Source organism: Halomonas sp. JS92-SW72 (genome assembly GCF_003547075.1).
Taxonomy (GTDB): Bacteria; Pseudomonadota; Gammaproteobacteria; order Pseudomonadales; family Halomonadaceae; genus Halomonas; species Halomonas alkalicola.
On record NZ_CP032147.1, the window covers coordinates 1,103,602 to 1,120,586 of the forward strand.

17 protein-coding genes are annotated in these 16,985 nt (G+C 63.0%); 12 read left to right on the forward strand and 5 right to left on the reverse strand.

Features of this window, described 5'->3' with window-relative positions:
- The first annotated feature begins 38 nt into the window (after nucleotides 1-38).
- The 7 genes from D1793_RS19385 to D1793_RS05315 all read left to right on the forward strand — a co-directional run bounded on the left by D1793_RS19385 (nucleotide 39) and on the right by D1793_RS05315 (nucleotide 6,025).
- Nucleotides 39-206 (forward strand): hypothetical protein, encoded by a 168-nt coding sequence (locus D1793_RS19385; protein ID WP_162899919.1) that lies wholly within the window; start codon nucleotides 39-41, stop codon nucleotides 204-206.
- Entirely contained in the window at nucleotides 187-1,029 is an 843-nt protein-coding gene (locus tag D1793_RS05290) for an ABC transporter ATP-binding protein (protein ID WP_119021217.1), read from the forward strand. The genes D1793_RS19385 and D1793_RS05290 overlap by 20 nt, the downstream gene beginning before the upstream one ends.
- Nucleotides 1,026-1,856 carry an ABC transporter permease gene (locus D1793_RS05295; RefSeq protein ID WP_119021218.1) on the forward strand — a complete coding sequence of 277 codons (831 nt, stop codon included), beginning with the start codon at nucleotides 1,026-1,028 and terminating at the stop codon, nucleotides 1,854-1,856. The genes D1793_RS05290 and D1793_RS05295 overlap by 4 nt, the downstream gene beginning before the upstream one ends.
- Nucleotides 1,857-1,931: 75 nt before the next feature.
- On the forward strand, nucleotides 1,932-2,906 hold the full coding sequence (locus tag D1793_RS05300; protein ID WP_119021219.1) for an ABC transporter substrate-binding protein: 975 nt from the start codon (nucleotides 1,932-1,934) through the stop codon (nucleotides 2,904-2,906).
- Between the two features lie 72 nt (nucleotides 2,907-2,978).
- Nucleotides 2,979-3,767 carry a sulfite exporter TauE/SafE family protein gene (locus D1793_RS05305; protein ID WP_119021220.1) on the forward strand — a complete coding sequence of 263 codons (789 nt, stop codon included), beginning with the start codon at nucleotides 2,979-2,981 and terminating at the stop codon, nucleotides 3,765-3,767.
- Nucleotides 3,768-3,806: 39 nt separating this feature from the next.
- Entirely contained in the window at nucleotides 3,807-5,081 is a 1,275-nt protein-coding gene (locus tag D1793_RS05310; RefSeq protein ID WP_119021221.1) for an amidase, read from the forward strand.
- A complete protein-coding gene (locus tag D1793_RS05315; RefSeq protein ID WP_119021222.1) occupies nucleotides 5,078-6,025 on the forward strand; it encodes an acetamidase/formamidase family protein in 948 nt (315 codons plus the stop codon). The genes D1793_RS05310 and D1793_RS05315 overlap by 4 nt, the downstream gene beginning before the upstream one ends.
- A gap of 83 nt (nucleotides 6,026-6,108) precedes the next feature.
- Here D1793_RS05315 and D1793_RS05320 read toward each other — a convergent pair whose 3' ends face one another.
- The 5 genes from D1793_RS05320 to D1793_RS05340 all read right to left on the reverse strand — a co-directional run bounded on the left by D1793_RS05320 (nucleotide 6,109) and on the right by D1793_RS05340 (nucleotide 11,482).
- Nucleotides 6,109-7,404 (reverse strand): TRAP transporter large permease, encoded by a 1,296-nt coding sequence (locus D1793_RS05320; RefSeq protein WP_119021223.1) that lies wholly within the window; start codon nucleotides 7,402-7,404, stop codon nucleotides 6,109-6,111.
- A gap of 12 nt (nucleotides 7,405-7,416) precedes the next feature.
- Entirely contained in the window at nucleotides 7,417-7,971 is a 555-nt protein-coding gene (locus D1793_RS05325; RefSeq protein ID WP_119021224.1) for a TRAP transporter small permease, read from the reverse strand.
- 60 nt (nucleotides 7,972-8,031) lie between these two features.
- Entirely contained in the window at nucleotides 8,032-9,039 is a 1,008-nt protein-coding gene (locus D1793_RS05330) for a DctP family TRAP transporter solute-binding subunit (protein ID WP_119021225.1), read from the reverse strand.
- Between the two features lie 593 nt (nucleotides 9,040-9,632).
- Nucleotides 9,633-10,625: a sensor domain-containing diguanylate cyclase gene (locus tag D1793_RS05335; RefSeq protein WP_119021226.1), complete on the reverse strand. Its 993-nt coding sequence runs from the start codon at nucleotides 10,623-10,625 to the stop codon at nucleotides 9,633-9,635.
- Between the two features lie 8 nt (nucleotides 10,626-10,633).
- A complete protein-coding gene (locus tag D1793_RS05340; protein WP_162899920.1) occupies nucleotides 10,634-11,482 on the reverse strand; it encodes an alpha/beta hydrolase in 849 nt (282 codons plus the stop codon).
- A 247-nt stretch (nucleotides 11,483-11,729) separates the two neighbouring features.
- Between D1793_RS05340 and D1793_RS05345 the strand changes: the two genes are divergently transcribed.
- The 5 genes from D1793_RS05345 (at nucleotide 11,730) to ahpF (ending at nucleotide 16,968) form a co-directional block, all read left to right on the forward strand.
- The gene (locus D1793_RS05345; RefSeq protein WP_119021228.1) at nucleotides 11,730-12,950 is read left to right on the forward strand and encodes a zinc-binding dehydrogenase; all 1,221 of its coding nucleotides are present in this window, start codon (nucleotides 11,730-11,732) and stop codon (nucleotides 12,948-12,950) included.
- Entirely contained in the window at nucleotides 12,947-13,987 is a 1,041-nt protein-coding gene (locus D1793_RS05350; RefSeq protein WP_119021229.1) for a proline racemase family protein, read from the forward strand. The genes D1793_RS05345 and D1793_RS05350 overlap by 4 nt, the downstream gene beginning before the upstream one ends.
- Nucleotides 13,988-14,137: 150 nt before the next feature.
- Nucleotides 14,138-14,542 (forward strand): ribonucleotide reductase subunit alpha, encoded by a 405-nt coding sequence (locus tag D1793_RS05355; RefSeq protein WP_119021230.1) that lies wholly within the window; start codon nucleotides 14,138-14,140, stop codon nucleotides 14,540-14,542.
- 138 nt (nucleotides 14,543-14,680) lie between these two features.
- Nucleotides 14,681-15,244: an alkyl hydroperoxide reductase subunit C gene (ahpC, locus tag D1793_RS05360; RefSeq protein ID WP_119021231.1), complete on the forward strand. Its 564-nt coding sequence runs from the start codon at nucleotides 14,681-14,683 to the stop codon at nucleotides 15,242-15,244.
- A 167-nt stretch (nucleotides 15,245-15,411) separates the two neighbouring features.
- On the forward strand, nucleotides 15,412-16,968 hold the full coding sequence (ahpF, locus tag D1793_RS05365; RefSeq protein ID WP_119021232.1) for an alkyl hydroperoxide reductase subunit F: 1,557 nt from the start codon (nucleotides 15,412-15,414) through the stop codon (nucleotides 16,966-16,968).
- Nucleotides 16,969-16,985 lie beyond the last annotated feature (17 nt).

Consider the following 16,985-nt stretch of genomic DNA (forward strand, 5'->3'; position numbering starts at 1 on the left):
GTGCATTCATGTGACGCCCTGCACCACTGGAGGGCGGCATGGCGCTGGATGCCTGGTCCGTGATGACGGGGGAATTTAAATTATCTATTGATTCTGTTGGTTTTTATCTCGTCGTGGCATCAATGATGCTTTGTATTTTGCATTCATTATTTTCTTTATGGCGCCCTGCCTTGGGAAGGATTGACCATGAATGCTCCAGTCTCTAGTCCGGCCAGATTCAAAGGTTCAGATGATTCGCGGTTCCTCAGTGAAGGTGTCATAAGCCTGGAGGGGGTCAGGAAGACATTCTCGAGCCCAGGTGGTGAAGATGTTGAGGTGATAAGGGACATCACCCTGGATATTCATAGTGAAGAGTTTGTCAGCATTGTGGGGCCCAGCGGTTGCGGGAAAAGCACGATGTTCAACATCATTGCCAGCCTGCTCGAGCCCAGTGATGGAAGCATCACTCTGCGCGGGAGTGACCCTGAGTGTGGTGCGCGCATCGGCTATATGCTCCAGCGTGATCTGCTGTTTCCATGGCGCACTATCATCGATAACGTCTGTCTGGGCCTCGAGATAAGAGGCATGCAAAAGGCGCGGCGCTACGAAATGGCGCGAGACCATCTGGCCCGCTACGGGCTGGCGGACTTTGCGGAACAGTATCCCAGCACACTCTCCGGCGGTATGCGCCAAAGGGTGGCGTTGATTCGTACCCTGATCACCGATCCTGACCTGATACTTCTTGATGAGCCCTTCTCGGCTCTCGATTATCAGACCCGATTGGTTCTGGAAGAAGAAATAGTCAATATCCTCAAGGAGAATCACAAGACAGTGGTGCTGATTACGCATGATATCGGTGAGGCCATTGCCATGTCGGATCGAGTTGCCGTGATGACCCAGCGCCCTACTTCGGTGAAGAAGGTCTACGACGTCGGCCTTTCCCGTGAACTGGGGTCATGCCTCAAGGCGCGCAGCGATCCCCGTTACCAGGAGCTCTTCGACAGTATCTGGAATGACCTCGATATTCAAATCACCGGGGATGAGTCATGAGTGAAGCACAGCTGTACACACATACCATTCGCGCCGGTAGCGTCAAGGATAACAACGAGAACCTGCATCGAAATACGCTGCTGACCGACAATCTCTGGCGCGGAGCTGGCCTGGCGCTGGTCATCATCATGTGGCAAGTCGGGGTCAATCAGGGCTGGATCAATCCCTTCCTGATGGGCTCGCCGGTGGGTATCGTCGGAGAGGCTTGGCGGCTGATTCAGTCGGGACAGCTGCTCAACGACACGGTCGCTACGGTCTATGCGACGGTGGTGGGCTTCCTGGCTGGTAGTATTCTGGGTTCACTGTGTGGCTTGATGCTCTGGTTCTCGCGCACCACGGCGCGCATCATCGACCCCTTCATGGTAGCGCTCAACGGCCTGCCCAAGATCGCCCTGGCACCAATGATCATCATCTGGTTCGGCTCGGGCATGTTTTCCAAAATTATGCTGGCGTTCGTCGCCACCTTCGTGGTCGCTCTGCTGTCCGCTTACCAGGGGACTCACCAGATCGATCGAAACCTGATCAACCTGATGCGTTCGCTGGGTGCGAGCCGCCGTGAAATCTTTACAAAGGTGGTGGCGCCGGCGACCCTGCCGTGGATCATTTCGGCCTTTCGCTTGAATATCGGCTTTGCGCTGATTGCCGAAATCGGCGGTGAGTTCATCTCCTCTGATCGTGGCCTTGGCCGCATGATCTTCGTCGCCGGAAACCTGTTCAATCTCAACGTGGTCTGGGTCGGTGTGATCATGTTGATGATCGTGGCAATCGTGCTCTATATCATCGTCTCTCAGGTCGAGAAGCGATTGTTGCCGTGGGCAAAAGGATAATAATAACACCAGTAATGTTGTCGGTATCGTTAACATTAAAGAAAGGCTTATCATTATCACAAGAGGTATTTAACGATGAAAATATCTTCCGCTTACAAGAAACTCGCTCTCGGCGCTGGCCTGCTGGCCATGGGGGCTTCTGCTCAAGCCCAGGACATGGACACTATCCTGATTAACGAGGCGTTCCACTCGCTTCTCTACCTGCCGGTGTATGTGGCCAAGCATGAGGGATTATTCAACAACCACAATATTGATGTGCCGGTGGTACGTTCCGCGGGCTCGGGGCCGGCGGCGTTGGCTTCGGTGCTCTCAGGAGAGTCGCAGTTCTCCGTGCATGGCCCCGAGCATGTCGGCTTCGCCCAGGAGCAGGGCGGAAGCGGCAAGGCAATCAGTGCCGTGGCCAACAGTGCGCCGGTTTGGGTGCTGGCGCACCCCGAGCTTGGCTACTCTTCGCCGGCGGATCTTGAAGGTAAAACCGTGGTAGTCGGGCTGGCGCCGGGCACCTCCAACACCCTGATCCGGCGAATGATCGAGGATGCCGGGCTCAACGGACAGGTCACCGTCACCGAGGTGCAGAACGGCTCCGAACTGGGTCCGGTGCTGTCCGGCCGGGGTGACATCGCCGTCGCCTACCAGCCTCAGGTGGAGCAAGGCATCTCACAGGGGCTCGAGATCATCCACGCCTTCACGGATGACTACCCCGAGTATGCCTTCTCGACCATCAATACCTCGCAGGCCATGATCGACAACAACCCCGACCTGGTGTTGCGCTTCGTGAGCGCGATCAACGACTCCTTGGCACTGATCCACTCCGACGCCGAGACCGCAAAGGCGGTGGCGAGGATTGAATTCGGCGACCTGCAAGGTGACGTCGTCAACGCGGCCGTGCAGAGGATGATCGACAATAACGTCTATCCTGAGAGCGTCATGATCACCGAAGACGCCTTCACCAATGCCATCGAGATGCAGCAGTTCGTCGGCAATATTCAGGGTGAGATGTACTACGACGATATCGTCGACGCCTCCTTTGCCAGCGAGGTCGTCCAGTAACCACCGTGGCAGCGTATCCTCGGGTGGGGGCCTGTCGGCCCCACCCGTCACCGACGTTGGAGCGAGACCCGGATGCTTTCAGCGCTGCTCTTTTTCTGCCTGGTGGGTGCGGTGGCCGGCGTAATTGCCGGTCTGTTCGGTATCGGGGGCGGAGTGGTGATCGTGCCGGCGCTGATCGTTGCCCTCAACCAGCAGGGGGTCGAGCCCAGCGTGGTGATTCACCTGGCCATTGGCACCTCTCTCGCGATCATCACCGTCACCGGGGCGTCCTCAGCGCTGGGCCACTGGAAGCAAGGCGCGGTAGTGACCGCTCTGCTGCGGAAGATGCTGCCCGGCCTGATGCTTGGCGCGGTGATCGGTGGAGTGATCGCCGGTCAGCTGCGAGCAGAGCTGCTGGAGCGGTACTTCGGGCTGTTCATGCTGCTGCTGGCGCTACGCATGCTGCTGGCCAGGCCGCCCGCCCAGGGTCGGCAACCGGCCGGCATGCCGGCCATGTTGGCAGCGGGTACCTTGATTGGCAGCTTCTCGGCGCTATTTGGCGTTGGCGGCGGGGTGCTCAGCGTGCCATGGCTGTCGCGCAACGGTGCCACCCTGGCGCGGGCCATCGGCACCTCGGCGGCCTGTGGTCTGCCGATCGCAGCGGTCGGGGCGGCTACCTTCCTGATCACGGGGCATGGCCAGACCAATCTCCCTGCCTACAGCACGGGTTACCTCTACTGGCCGGCACTCGCCGGCATCGCGCTGTTCAGCGTGCCCTGCGCGAGACTCGGCGTGAGGCTCGCACACCACCTGTCGCAGCGGCTACTCCGGCGCCTGTTCGCGCTGCTGATGCTGCTGGTCGGCTTCAATCTGATCGTCTGAGCGAGCCATCCGGCTGCTGGACGCAAGCGGAGACGTGACGTGAACTACGACATCACCATTGATAACTATCAGACCGCGCTGCGCGAGGGCAGCGCACAGCCGCTCGACTGGTGGCAGGCATGCCGTGAGCGTATCGAGCAGCGGGAGCCCGAGGTACAGGCGTGGGAAACGCTGACGGCAGAGCCCGCGACGCTGGATGCCCGCCTGGCCGACAAGCCGCTGTACGGCGTCCCGGTTGGCCTCAAGGACATCATCGACACCGTCGATCTGCCCACCAGTTGGGGGACCCGCGGCTACCTGCACTCCCCATCTGCGCTGATGGATGCCGCCCTGGTCACGCTGCTCAAGCAGCAGGGGGCGCTGATCATGGGCAAGACCGTCTCCACCGAGTTCGCCTACTTCACCCCCGGCCAGACCCGCAACCCCCATGATCCCACCCGAACCCCCGGCGGTTCATCGAGCGGTTCGGCGGCGGCAGTGGCCGCCGGCATGGTGCCGCTGGCCTTCGGCACCCAGACCGCCGGCAGCATGATACGTCCGGCGAGCTTTTGCGGGGTGTTCGGTTTCAAGCCGACCTTCGATACGCTCAGCGCCGCCGGCGTGAAGTCCTTCTCGCCGTCGCTGGATACCCTGGGCTGGTTCGCGCGGCATATGGAGGACATCTGCACCACCTACTCCGCATTGACCCGGGCACCGCGCATCAAGCCGCTGGAGAGTCTCGCCGGCGTGCGTGTCGGCGTAAGGAGCCTGCCTGGCGATACGCCGCTCGACGCCGACGCCGACGTCGAGCGAGCCCTGGCCCACGCCCAGGAGCGCCTGGAGCAGGCCGGCGCCATCGTGGTGCCGCTTGCGCTGGATGCGCGTTATGAGGCGCTGGTCGAGCATCAGAAAGTGGTCATGGCCTATGAGGCCGCCCAGACCCTGGCCAGCGAATATGCGCGGCTATCCGAGCATATGGGCCCCAAGCTGGTCGAGATAATCGAGGAGGGGAGAGCGCTGAGCCACTCGCGCTATCTTGAGGCACGCCGAGCTGCGGATGCCATGCAGAAGGCGCTGACCGGTGTGTTCGCCAGCGAGGTCGACGTCATTCTCGCCGCCAGCGCAGCCGGGGTGGCGCCGAAGGGTATCGATGCCACCGGCGATCCGCTCTACTGTCGGGCCTGGACGCTGCTCGGTGTGCCATGCCTCAACCTGCCGCTCAGCCACGGCGAGAACGACATGCCGGTGGGCGTTCAACTGGTGGCCGACCGCTGGCAGGATGCACGGCTGCTGCAGATCGCCCTCACCCTGATGGGGCAGGAGACGCCCGCATGAGCCCGTCACTGCCGATCAAGACCATTCACGGTCACCACTGTCATCACGGCTGGGACAACAGCATTGCCGCAGTGGAGAGAGTGGCGCCGGGCACCACGCTCCTCTTTGCTTGCCACGACGCTGCGGGAGGCCACTTCACTCGAGAATCGGGTGTCGAGGCGGTGACCACGATGCCCTTCGAACGTATCAACCCGGTGACCGGGCCAATCCATGTCGAGGGCGCGGTCCCCGGTGACATACTGAAGATCACCCTCAACGACTTCATCCCCTCCGGGTTCGGCTGGACCGCCAATATTCCCGGGTTCGGCCTGCTCGCCGACCAGTTTCCCGAGCCAGCGCTGGCGCTATGGGGCTATGAGCGTGAGACACTCACCCCGGCCGCCTTCGGCAAGCATGCGAGGGTACCGCTCAAGCCGTTTGCGGGGACCATCGGCGTGGCCCCGGCTGCCCAGGGCTGCCACTCCATCGTGCCGCCGCGCCGGGTTGGCGGCAACCTGGACATCCGCGACCTGGGGGCCGGAAGCGTACTCTACCTGCCGGTAGAAGTGGCTGGTGCGCTGTTTTCCATCGGTGATACCCATGCCGCCCAGGGTGACGGCGAGGTGTGCGGCACCGCCATCGAGAGTGCCATGGACGTCAGCATCACCCTGGAGTTGATCAAGGACACCCCGCTTGCCATGCCTCGCTTCTCGACCCCCGGCCCGGTGACGCGCCACCTGGACGGAGCCGGGTACGAGGTCTTCACCGGCATCGGTCCCGACCTGATGAGCGGGGCTCGCCAGGCGCTGGAGGGCGCCATCGAGTGGCTGGTCCAGACCCGCAACCTGCCCGCCGAGCAGGCGTACATGCTGTGCTCGGTGTGTGGCGACCTGCGCATCAGTGAGATCGTCGATGCACCGAACTGGGTGGTGAGCTTCTACTTTCCCCGCATCGTGTTTGAGTGAAGGAGCCGGTATCGAGCGCTATGTCACGCCAGTCATATGGCACCTGACCACCCCACCGCCTCATGGCGGTGGGGTTTTTTCAGTCAGGTCAGGAGATTGACAAAGAACAGCGTGAAGCCGGGCACGAAGGTGACGATCATCAGTGCCACCACTTCACAGGCGACAAAGGGGAGAACGGCTTTGGCAGCCTTGGTGAATGGAATACCTGCGATCTGCGATGCCAGATACAGCGCCAGCCCGATTGGGGGCGTGATGTGGGCCATCGACAGGTTGGTGGTCATGATGGCTCCGAAGTGCACGGTATCGACACCTACCGCCTGTACGGAAGGCAAGAGAAGCGGAACAAGAAGGTAAATCGCCGAGACCGGGTCCAGGAAGGCCCCCGCAAAAAAGAGGATGAAGTTGACCAGCAACAGCATGATGGTTGCACTGCCGCCACTTGCAGTTAATAGCCAGTCGCGCACTTGCATGGCGGTGCCATCTACCATGAGGATAAACGATAGTATGGATGCCATGGCAAGAATCAGCATGACCACGCCGGTGGTCAGGCCGGATTGAAGCATGAGATAGGGATAATCTTTCAGTCGAATCCTACGATAGACGAAGCGGTCGATGATAAATACATAGATAACGGCGACGGCGGCGGCTTCGGTAGCCGTGAAAATGCCTCCATAAATGCCGCCAAGTATGATCACCGGCGCCATCAACCCCCAGAAGGCATCCTTGAAGGCACGCCTGAATGCCGGCCAGTTTCGTTCGATATCGGCAATGGGGAAGTTGTTCTTCCTTGCCACGATGTATATGTATGAGCACAGCACAACTGCCAGTATGATCCCGGGGCCAATCCCGGCGGCAAACAGGGCCGGGATGGAAGCATTGGCAATCACACCATAGAGAATAAGGTTGATGCTGGGGGGGATGACGACACCGAAGGTGCAGCCTGCTGCAACGGTAGCACAGGAAAAGCCCAGTGGATAACCGGCTTTTTGCATGGCGGCAATCATGAAACCTAATGCTGCGATGGCGGCCACGTTGGACCCCGATAGTGCCCCCAGGAATGCCCCTGCTACTATGACCGTAATGGCAAGTCCACCCGGCACCTTGCCAAGGATGAATTGAGCCAGAAATACCAGCTTTGCCGCTATTCCTGTTTGCGCAATCATGTTTCCTGCGATAATGAAGAGCGGTATGGCCAGTAGTGTGAATGAGTCAATTGCACCTGAAAAAATCTGTGGCAATGTCGTGAAGGGTGCAATTTGCTGGTAGGCAAAAACAGCAAGACCCCCCAGGCCCAAGGCAACGGAGATGGGGAAGCTGGCGAGCAGGAATATAAAGAAAAGCAGTAGTGCGATAATTCCAGAGCTTGTTAAGATGTCCATTGAGGCGCTCGCTTAAGTTTTGTTTGATGCTTCCAGGTTGTCTTCGGATATTATGTTGTCCGACACAGGTACGGCAGGGAATCGGCTTATGCCGATCAGATCTCTCACGACGGCCTCAAGGCATCGTATCGCGCACATGCTCAAGGCTACGAAGATTCCGGCATTAATGGTCCAGACCGGTATGCCGGTAGCTGGGCTGGTTTGGCCCACTCTTATCGATTGGCTGAGAAACTTCCAGCTGTAATAGGAAAGAAAGGCAAAGAACATCGCGGTTATAGTCAGTACCAGCAGATCGGATAGTCGGCGAAGCTTGACTGGCAGCAGGTCGACCAGCAGTGGCACACCGCCATGTTTGTTGTACTTGAATGCCGCGGAAGCGCCAAACAAGGACGCCCAGAGAAACATGAAGGTGGCTATTTCGTCAGCCCCTGCGATTGGCATGCGTAATACATATCTGGCAATGACAGCCGTGAAGGTCAATATCACGATGCCGAACATACAGATGACCACTATGATTTCTTCAAAGTGGCTGAGCAGAAAGGTAAGTGGCTTCTTCAGGAGTTGCATCAAGTGCGCCTCACGCCGTCCAGGATATCAGGCGGCCTGCACTGCAGGCCGCCTGGCTAGTTACTGCTGTTGTTCCGCAACTCCCTCTTCAAATAGGCTGACGAAATCTTCGCCCAGTGAGGATTTATATTGCTCATAGACGGGCGCCAGAACCTCTTGGAATGCAGCCAGTTGTTCATCACTGAGAGTGGTCACGGTCATGCCGGCATTTTCCAGCTCTGCTACAAGATCAATATCTTCCTGCTTGACGACTTCACGCTGGAAGTCCATGGCTTCCTTGGCGGCACGACGGAACATCTCTTGGTCTTCAGCACTCAGTCCTTGCCAGAAAGGGCCGCTGCCGAGGAAGGCCAAGGCATCGTAGGAGTAGTTCCAGATCGTCACATGATCCTGGACATCATGAAATCTTGAAGACCAGATAAGGGAGAGAGGATTTTCCTGCCCATCGACTGCTCCAGTCTGCAATGCGGTGAACACCTCAGCAAAATTCATGGTGGTGGGGGAGGCACCCAATTCCTCGAAGATGGCAAGATATAGCTCGATGCCGGGTACGCGGATTCGCAGACCATCCAGGTCCGCTGGCTCGGTGATGGGCCCACGCGAGTTGGTGACTTGGCGGAACCCATTGACGCCCCAGGCGAGCCCCACCAAGTCGCGCTGTTCCAGGTCCTGGAGAAGCGCTTCGCCTGCAGGGCCGTCGAGCACGGCATTGGCGGTGTCATGGTCGGGGAACAGCCATGGTAAGCCCAGCACCTGGTATCGAGAATCCAGACCTGTCATCCAAGTAGTAGACTTGATCAAGAAGTGAATAGCGCCTGACTGCGTCATTTCCATTTCTACCCGATCGCTACCGCCGGCCAGGGCGGCATTGGGGTGCAGGCGAACCTGGAAAGCGCCATCTGAATACTCGGTTACCAGATCACGAAAGCGCTCCGCGCCTTGGTGCCAGCTTGATCCTTCGGCTACGTTATAGGAGACATTCACTGGCTGCTGAGCGTAGGCCGTTGCGACAGCCATGAGGCTCGCCAGAGACAAGGTGGTAGCGAGAAATGCTTTCTTGATTTTCATGATGAATTTCCCAAGGTGCGGTTAGGTTTCGTTGTTTGCACTTGTTGATTGGCTTCATGATGCCGGTGTAACGCTAGCTCCTCCTTTTCCAGTCAGATGAATGGTCGCTGGCATTTCTTGTTGCCTGTGTCCAGCTGCGAATCCTTCAGGCGCTCTCTCTGTCCGGCTCTGGATAGGTAACGCTCTCGCGCCTTTCTTCCCGGTCGGTGGCCTTTGATGGGCGCCGGTTCAGTGAGGGTGGTGAGGTACTTTTCGGTGCATTGTCACTCCGTTATTCATCACCTGCGTTCCATCCTGGTGCAGAAAGCTGCGCATGATCCGGCGAGCCATTTTCTAAAAGAATAATGAATTCAAAAAATTGGCCTACAGCTATGCCTCCGTTGCTGTCTGTCGGGCCTGGTCAAGAGGCTACACCGCAATATACTCAAGCATGATTCATGCCAAGTATGGTTCCTGGGGAGCGGGTCAAGTATTCAGCGGCCCGAGGTCAGCGAGCCATTCTCAGGCTCGATTCCTGCCGGGCGCGCCAGAATGACAAGGGCCTACAACGATGTTGTAGGCCCTTGTTTCTTCCGGTGATCACGCCCACCCGGCTAGCCGTCCTCGATGCGGTCCCGTCCCGCGGCCTTGGCCGCGTAGAGTGCCCGGTCGGCGCGTTCCAGCATCGCCTGTGGGCTGTCGCCGGGCCGAAAGTCGGTCAGCCCGCTGCTGACGGTGACCCTGAGACCTTCCCAGTCATGGGCCCGGATGGCCTCGAGCAGCCGCTGGAGAGCGCCGCGGGCCGCCCCCATGGGCGTGTGGGGCATCAGCAGGGCGAACTCCTCGCCGCCGACGCGAGCCGCCAGGTCGTCGCCGCGCAGCGTGGCCTCGAGCAGGGCGGCGAGGCGCGCCAGTACCCGGTCGCCGGCGGCGTGGCCATGGTGGTCGTTGATCTGCTTGAAGTGATCTACATCCAGCAGCGCCAGGCTGAAGCTGCCGTGAAGTGACAGGGACTCGCCGTGGCGGATGGCGCCCAGCAGGGCCTCGTCCAGCCGCCGCCGATTGGGCAGCCCGGTGAGCGGGTCGGTGCTGGCCTCGTGGTCCAGGCGCTGGTTGATCGCCTCGAGTTCCAGGCGCCGTGCCTCCAGGATGCGTCCGAGGGATTCCAGCTCGGCGATGGCCGCCTCGCGCTGGCTGAGGGCCCGCTCGCTGGCCTGGCGGGACGCCAGCATCTCCTTCTCGAGGGCATGCTTGCGGGAGAACTCCTGCAGCGTCAGCAGGATGAGGTGAGCCCCGTGGTAGCGGATGCGTCGCCCGCTGCACAGCACAGGCAGGGAGAGCGTCCCGGGCACGGCCAGCTCGAGGTGGACCTCCTCCGCCCGGCCGCGCTCGGCCAGGCGGTAAGCCAGCAGGCCCAGGTAGAGCACGCGGGCCGTCGAGGTGAAGAGGTCGCTGGCGGGGCTGCCGGCCAGCGCGGCGGGAGGCACCCCCATCCAGTCGGCCAGGGTGCGGTTGGCGGCCAGGAGGATGCCGTGCTCGTCGACCACGGCCTGGCCTGCCGGGGCGAGATCCCAGAAGTGGGCCAGTTCGGTGGGGCCTATGGACATGCAGCGCCTCAGTGGTCGTGAAGGGTCAGGCAGCCCCGCAGCACCCAGGCCAGGGTCTCCGGGTCGGTGAGCTGCGGATAGTGGCCGGCGCTCTGCATCACCACCAGCTCGCCCTGGGGCAGGTGGTCGGCGAGATACTCGGCGGCCTCCATCGGCACGATGGCGTCGTGGGCGGTCTGCACGACGACGCTGGGCACGCTCACCCCGGGGAGCAGATGGCGGGTATCGCCGAAGAAGATGCTGCGCGCCAGGGGGCGCAGTACCTCCGGCGGCACGGCGAGCAGCCGCTGCTGGAGGTCGTGTCGGTGGCTCGGCGTGCCGGCATCGCCCAGGGCGATGGTGGAAAGGGCGCCGGCCCAGTCCAGGTAGTTCTGCTCCATCAGCTGCATCAGTCCTTCCAGCTCCGCCTCGCTGTAGCCCCCGCGATAGTGGGGTGGCTCATCCAGGTAGCGGGCCGAGCTGCAGATCAGGCCCAGCTTGTCGAAGGTGCCGGGGCGCAGCAGCGAGGCCATCATGCCGATGGTGCCGCCGATGGAGTGCCCCACCAGCATCGCTCCCTCAAGCTGGAGCTCCTCGCACAGGGCGGCCACGTCCTCGGCATGGCCCGCGGGGGTGCCGTGGCGGTCCGGGTCGAAGGCGGCGGGGTCGGCGGCGCCGAAGCCGGGCAGGTCGAGCAGGATCAGCTGGTAGTCGGCCTCCAGGCGCGGCAGCAGGCGGCTCCATACCGTCTGGTCACAGCCGAAGCCGTGGAGCATAACCACCGGGATGGCACCGCGTCCATGCCGGGTCACATTGAGTTGCTGGGTCAGGTTGCGGGTCAGGTTGCGGGTCAGGTTGCGGGTCAGGTTGCGGGTCATGGTCGGGTCTGGTGGCGTGGCGGTCGCCTTCAGGGTAGCGCATCGGCGGCGTTGATTTCGCTCCGGGCCCGGCGCCATCCGCAGCGAGCCGAAAGAATCGCAACTTCCGGGCGGCAAGAACAGAAAGAATGGGAGGCCGAAATACCGGGTGGCCCCCTCGGTCCGCCCGGGACGCCTCTGCTATCGTCTCGCTCAGCACAACCTGCGCCCGGCCTCCTGCCGGGCGCATCGCCAGAGGAGGCAGCAGATGGCAGAGACGTCCCCCGACTCTCCCTTTTCCACCGAGATTCCCGCCACCATGTCGGCCATGCTGCTGACCGGCCACGGTGACGTCGACCGGCTGGTCTACCGTGACGATGTCCCCGTTCCCCGGCCGGGGCCGGGCGAGGTGCTGGTGCGGGTCACCGCCACCGCCAAGAACAACACCGATCGCAAGGCCCGCGAGGGGCTCTACCCGGTCAAGAAGGGGCAGGTGACCTCCTTTGCCATGGGCGGCGAGCCGACGCTGACCTTCCCGCGCATCCAGGGTGCCGATATCGCCGGGCGCGTGGCGGCGGTGGGCGAGGGGGTCGATCCGGCGCGGATCGGCGAGCGCGGTCTGCTCGACTTCAACCTCTACGCCGACGCCCGCCGCGACATCAACCTGACTCCGGACTACTACGGCCACGGCGCCGACGGCGGCTTCGCCGAGTACGTGGCGGTGCCCGCGGACCAGTTCCACCAGGTGTCTAACCCTGAGCTTGCCGACGCCGAGCTCGCCGCCCTGGGCATGTGCTCCTACCAGACCGCCTATCATATGATGACCTCGGCGCGGGTCAGTGCCGGCGAGCGGGTGCTGGTCACCGGCGCCAGCGGCGGGGTGGGCACGGCGCTGATCCAGCTCTGCCGCATCGTCGGGGCCATTCCCTATGCGGTGAGCCAGCCTGAGAAGGCCGAGGCGCTCAAGGCGCTGGGGGCCGAGGCGGTGATCGACCGCGGCGACCTGGCCACCTTCGTGCCCCGGGTGCTGGAGGCCACCGGCGGCGCGCCGGTTGACGCGGTGATGGATCTGGTTGGCGGCGAGATGACCGATCTGTTCATCGACACCATGATCCACGACATGAAGGCCCGCGCTACCTATCCGCGGCTCTCCATCGCCGGCGCCAGCGGCGGCAACATCTCGGAGATCCTCTGGACGCGCATCTACCTCTACCAGGTGCAGATCTTCGGCGTCTCCCACGGCACCCGCGAGGAGGCGGAGCAGCTGGTCGAGTGGATCCGCGGGGGCCAGCTCAAGCCGGTGCTCCACGCCGCCTTCAAGCTTTCCGAGCTGCACGCCGCCGAGCGCTACTTCGTCAGCCGCGGCAGCAACTTCCTGGGCAAGATCGTGATCGTCCCCGATAGCCAGTGGGACGAGCACGGCGCTCCCTTCGCCCTTGTCTCTTCCTCTACCAGCCAGCCCTCTGCCCGCCAGGAGCCGCGCCCATGAGCCGCCCGCTGACCTTCCAGATGATGGACACCCACGCCGGCGGCGACGTCAGCCGCATCGTGCTCGGTGGCATCGCGCCGCTGCCCGGCGACACGGTGCGCGACCAGATGCACTACCTGCGCGACGCCGCCGACGGCCTGCGCAAGCTGCTGCTCTTCGAGCCCTACGGCATCCCCGAGATGTCGGTGGACCTGATCGTGCCGGCCACCGACCCGGAGGCCGCCGCCGGCTACATCATCATGGAGGTGATGGGCTACCCCATCTACTCGGGCTCCAACACCATCTGCACCGCCACCGCGGTGCTCGAGGCCGGCATCGTACCCAAGCGGGAGGGTGTGCAGCACTTCACCCTGGAGGCCCCGGCGGGACGGGTCCACATCGAGGCCCGGGTGGAGAACGGGGTGGTGGAGGCGATCACCTGCGAGGGGCTGCCCAGCTACATCGACACCTACCGCGCGTCGATCCATGTGCCGGAGGTGGGGGATGTCACCTACTCGGTGGCCTACAGCGGCGGCTTCTACGCCCTGGTGGATGCCACCGAGCTCGGCTTCTCGCTGGTGCGGGAGGAGGAGCGGCGCCTCGCGGAGTGCGCCCACCGCATCGTCGAGGCGATCCAGGCCGAGCGGGGCTTCTCCCACTACACCCTGGGCGACGTGGGCCCGCTGCCCTTCCTGCACTTCATGGGGCCGGTGGAGCAGGTGGCCGACGACTTCTACCGCTCCCGCTCCACCACCTACGTTCACCCGGGAGTGATCTGCCGCAGCACCACCGGCACCGGCACCTCGGCGCGGCTGGCGCTGATGAACCACGAGGGGCGCATCCGCCCCGGCGACCGGCTGGAGACCGTCTCCCTGCGCGAGACCGGCTTCATCGGCACCTTCACCGGCACCCGCCAGGAGGGGCCCCACACCGTGGTGGAGAACACCATCACCGGCAAGGCCTTTGTGCTCGGCCACACCGAGGTGGTGGTCAACTGCGACGACCCTCTGGTGGCCTGCGACGGCCTCTCCTCCATCCTCTCTGCCCGCCACGGCTGAGTCTCACGCAAGCCGCCAAGCCAGGGGCGCCGGGGGCAAGCTTGCCCCGCCCCTCTTGACTCAATCAATTCGCCCGCCTGCCCCTTGAGCGCCATCGTGAAAGGGGGCAGGCTAGCGCTCATCGATCACGCTTTCGCTCCGGAGGTTCCCTTGGCCATCACCAACTTTGCCGATCTGCTCGGCGAGTCGCGCCTGCAGCCCGACGCCCAGCGCCTGCTCTTCGTCTTCACCCGGGCCGAGCTGCCCGATAACCCCACCGCCGAGCAGCGCCGCAACTTCGAGCAGGGCGTAGGCGGCGTGCTCACCCCGGTGCTCTGCGTCGACAAGGCGCCCGAGGAGCTCAGCGACATGGCCGCCCTGGTGGCGGAGTCCCGGGAGACCGGCATCGAGTGGGACATCGTCTTCGTCGGCGCCCTCTCAGGCCGCGGCGGCGAGGCGCCGAGCGCGGAGCAGGCCGAGGCCCAGCTCAACCGCATGGTGGAGTCGCTCAAGATGGGCAACGTCGAGCAGTTCCTGGCGCTGGATCGCCAGGGCGAGGCCGTCCAGATCGGCTGACATCGGGGTGTCATCACCCATAGGGTTGAATTATCACCTCGATGCCACCATTCAATTTACGCTATCGGCGGATGCGGGCTACCATGCGTCTCGTATTCCGGTCACCCCTCATACCAAAGTCGAAAGGATCATTCTCGAATGTCCCTGATCAACACCGAAGTCCAGCCGTTCAACGCCACCGCCTTCCACAACGGTGAGTTCGTCGAGATCTCCGAAGAGAACATGAAGGGCAAGTGGTCCGTCGTGATCTTCATGCCGGCCGCCTTCACCTTCAACTGCCCGACCGAGGTCGAGGACGCTGCCGACCACTACGAGGAGTTCCAGAAGGCCGGTGCCGAAGTCTACATCGTCACCACCGACACTCACTTCTCCCACAAGGTGTGGCACGAGACCTCCCCGGCAGTGGGCAAGGCCAAGTTCCCGCTGGTCGGCGACCCGACCCACCAGCTGACCCGCGCCTTCGGTGTGCACATCGAAGAAGCCGGCCTGGCCCTGCGCGGCACCTTCGTGATCGACCCGGACGGCGTGATCAAGACCCTGGAGATCCACGACAACGCCATCGCCCGCGATGTCACCGAGAGCCTGCGCAAGCTCAAGGCCGCCCAGTACGTTCGCAACAACCCGAACGAAGTCTGCCCGGCCAAGTGGAAGGAAGGCGAAAAGACCCTGGCTCCGTCCCTGGACCTGGTCGGCAAGATCTAAACGATCTGCCCCTGCCGCGAGGCCCCGCCCCGGGCCTCGCCGCTCCCCACCCGGGCAGTCCTGCCCGGGTGTTCCTACCCCCTCACAAGACCGCCCTCGCGACGCCCTGCGGCGCTCGTACGGCCCCCTTGTGACCCTGTTTCGCGAACATGAAGGAAACCGCTGTCATGTTGGACGACAATCTGAAAAGCCAGCTCAAAGCCTATCTGGAGAAGGTCACCCAGCCGTTCGAGATCGTCGCTTCCCTCGATGACGGCGCCAAGTCTCAGGAACTGCACGGTCTGCTGACCGATATCGCCGGCCTGAGCGACAAGATTTCTCTCGAGCTCGATGGTCAGGACGCCCGTCGTCCCTCCTTCGCGCTCACCCGTGGCGGGGAGGCGACGGGTGTCGTCTTCGCCGGTATCCCCATGGGCCACGAGTTCACCTCCCTGGTGCTGGCGCTGCTGCAGGTGGGCGGTCATCCGCCCAAGGTCGGAGCCGAGGTGATCGAGCAGATCAAGGGCCTCGAGGGTCCGCTTCACTTCGAGACCTATTACTCGCTCTCCTGCCAGAACTGCCCGGACGTGGTGCAGGCGCTGAACCTGATGGCGGTGCTTAACCCGGGCGTCAGCCACGTGGCCATCGACGGTGCCCTGTTCCAGGACGAGGTGGAAGAGCGCCAGGTGATGTCGGTGCCCAGCATCTACCTCAACGGCGAGCCCTTCGATCAGGGCCGCATGAGCCTGGAACAGATCCTGGCCAAGGTGGATACCGGTGCCGCCAAGCGTGAGGCCGCCAAGCTCAACGACAAGGCCGCCTTCGACGTGCTGGTGGTGGGCGGTGGCCCGGCCGGCGCCGCGGCGGCGGTCTATGCCGCTCGCAAGGGCATCCGCACCGGCGTTGCCGCCGAGCGCTTCGGCGGCCAGGTGCTCGACACCATGGCCATCGAGAACTTCATCTCCGTCTCCCACACCGAGGGCCCCAAGCTGGCCGCGGCGCTGGAGGAGCACGTCAAGGAGTATGAGGTCGACATCATGAACCTGCAGCGTGCGGTCAAGCTGGTACCGGCCGGCGAGGCCGGCGGCGAGCACGAGGTGCAGTTCGAGTCCGGGGCGAGCCTGAAGAGCAAGACCCTGATCCTGGCCACCGGCGCCCGCTGGCGCGAGATGAACGTGCCGGGCGAGGCCGAGTACCGCAACAAGGGCGTGGCCTACTGCCCCCACTGCGACGGCCCGCTGTTCAAGGGCAAGCGCGTGGCGGTGATCGGCGGCGGCAACTCCGGCGTCGAGGCGGCCATCGACCTGGCCGGCATCGTCGGCCATGTGACCCTGATCGAGTTCATGGACGAGATGCGCGCCGACGCCGTGCTGCAGAAGAAGCTGAAGAGCCTGCCCAACGTCGACATCATCCTCGGGGCCCGCACCACCGAGGTGAACGGCGACGGCACCCGCGTCAACGGCCTCACCTTTGAAGAGCGCGCCAGCGGCGAGATCAGGAAGCTCGACCTGGAAGGCATCTTCGTGCAGATCGGCCTGGTGCCCAACACCGAGTGGCTCAAGGGCTCCCCGGTGGAGCTCTCCGAGCGCGGCGAGATCATCACCGACGCCCACGGCACCACCAGCGTGCCCGGCATCTTCGCCGCCGGCGACGTGACTACCGTGCCCTACAAGCAGATCATCATCGCCATGGGCGAAGGGTCCAAGGCCGCCCTCGGCGCCTTCGACCACCTGATCCGCAGCTGACCGGCGGGGCCGGGCGC

Bases quoted from the DNA above. Each gene is read 5' to 3' on its own strand.
- D1793_RS19385 (WP_162899919.1), top strand. From the start codon at position 39: ATGGCGCTGGATGCCTGGTCCGTGATGACGGGGGAATTTAAATTATCT.
- D1793_RS05290 (WP_119021217.1), top strand. From the start codon at position 187: ATGAATGCTCCAGTCTCTAGTCCGGCCAGATTCAAAGGTTCAGATGAT.
- D1793_RS05295 (WP_119021218.1), top strand. From the start codon at position 1,026: ATGAGTGAAGCACAGCTGTACACACATACCATTCGCGCCGGTAGCGTC.
- D1793_RS05300 (WP_119021219.1), top strand. From the start codon at position 1,932: ATGAAAATATCTTCCGCTTACAAGAAACTCGCTCTCGGCGCTGGCCTG.
- D1793_RS05305 (WP_119021220.1), top strand. From the start codon at position 2,979: ATGCTTTCAGCGCTGCTCTTTTTCTGCCTGGTGGGTGCGGTGGCCGGC.
- D1793_RS05315 (WP_119021222.1), top strand. From the start codon at position 5,078: ATGAGCCCGTCACTGCCGATCAAGACCATTCACGGTCACCACTGTCAT.
- D1793_RS05320 (WP_119021223.1), bottom strand. From the start codon at position 7,404: ATGGACATCTTAACAAGCTCTGGAATTATCGCACTACTGCTTTTCTTT.
- D1793_RS05325 (WP_119021224.1), bottom strand. From the start codon at position 7,971: ATGCAACTCCTGAAGAAGCCACTTACCTTTCTGCTCAGCCACTTTGAA.
- D1793_RS05330 (WP_119021225.1), bottom strand. From the start codon at position 9,039: ATGAAAATCAAGAAAGCATTTCTCGCTACCACCTTGTCTCTGGCGAGC.
- D1793_RS05335 (WP_119021226.1), bottom strand. From the start codon at position 10,625: ATGTCCATAGGCCCCACCGAACTGGCCCACTTCTGGGATCTCGCCCCG.
- D1793_RS05340 (WP_162899920.1), bottom strand. From the start codon at position 11,482: ATGACCCGCAACCTGACCCGCAACCTGACCCGCAACCTGACCCGCAAC.
- D1793_RS05345 (WP_119021228.1), top strand. From the start codon at position 11,730: ATGGCAGAGACGTCCCCCGACTCTCCCTTTTCCACCGAGATTCCCGCC.
- D1793_RS05350 (WP_119021229.1), top strand. From the start codon at position 12,947: ATGAGCCGCCCGCTGACCTTCCAGATGATGGACACCCACGCCGGCGGC.
- ahpC (WP_119021231.1), top strand. From the start codon at position 14,681: ATGTCCCTGATCAACACCGAAGTCCAGCCGTTCAACGCCACCGCCTTC.
- ahpF (WP_119021232.1), top strand. From the start codon at position 15,412: ATGTTGGACGACAATCTGAAAAGCCAGCTCAAAGCCTATCTGGAGAAG.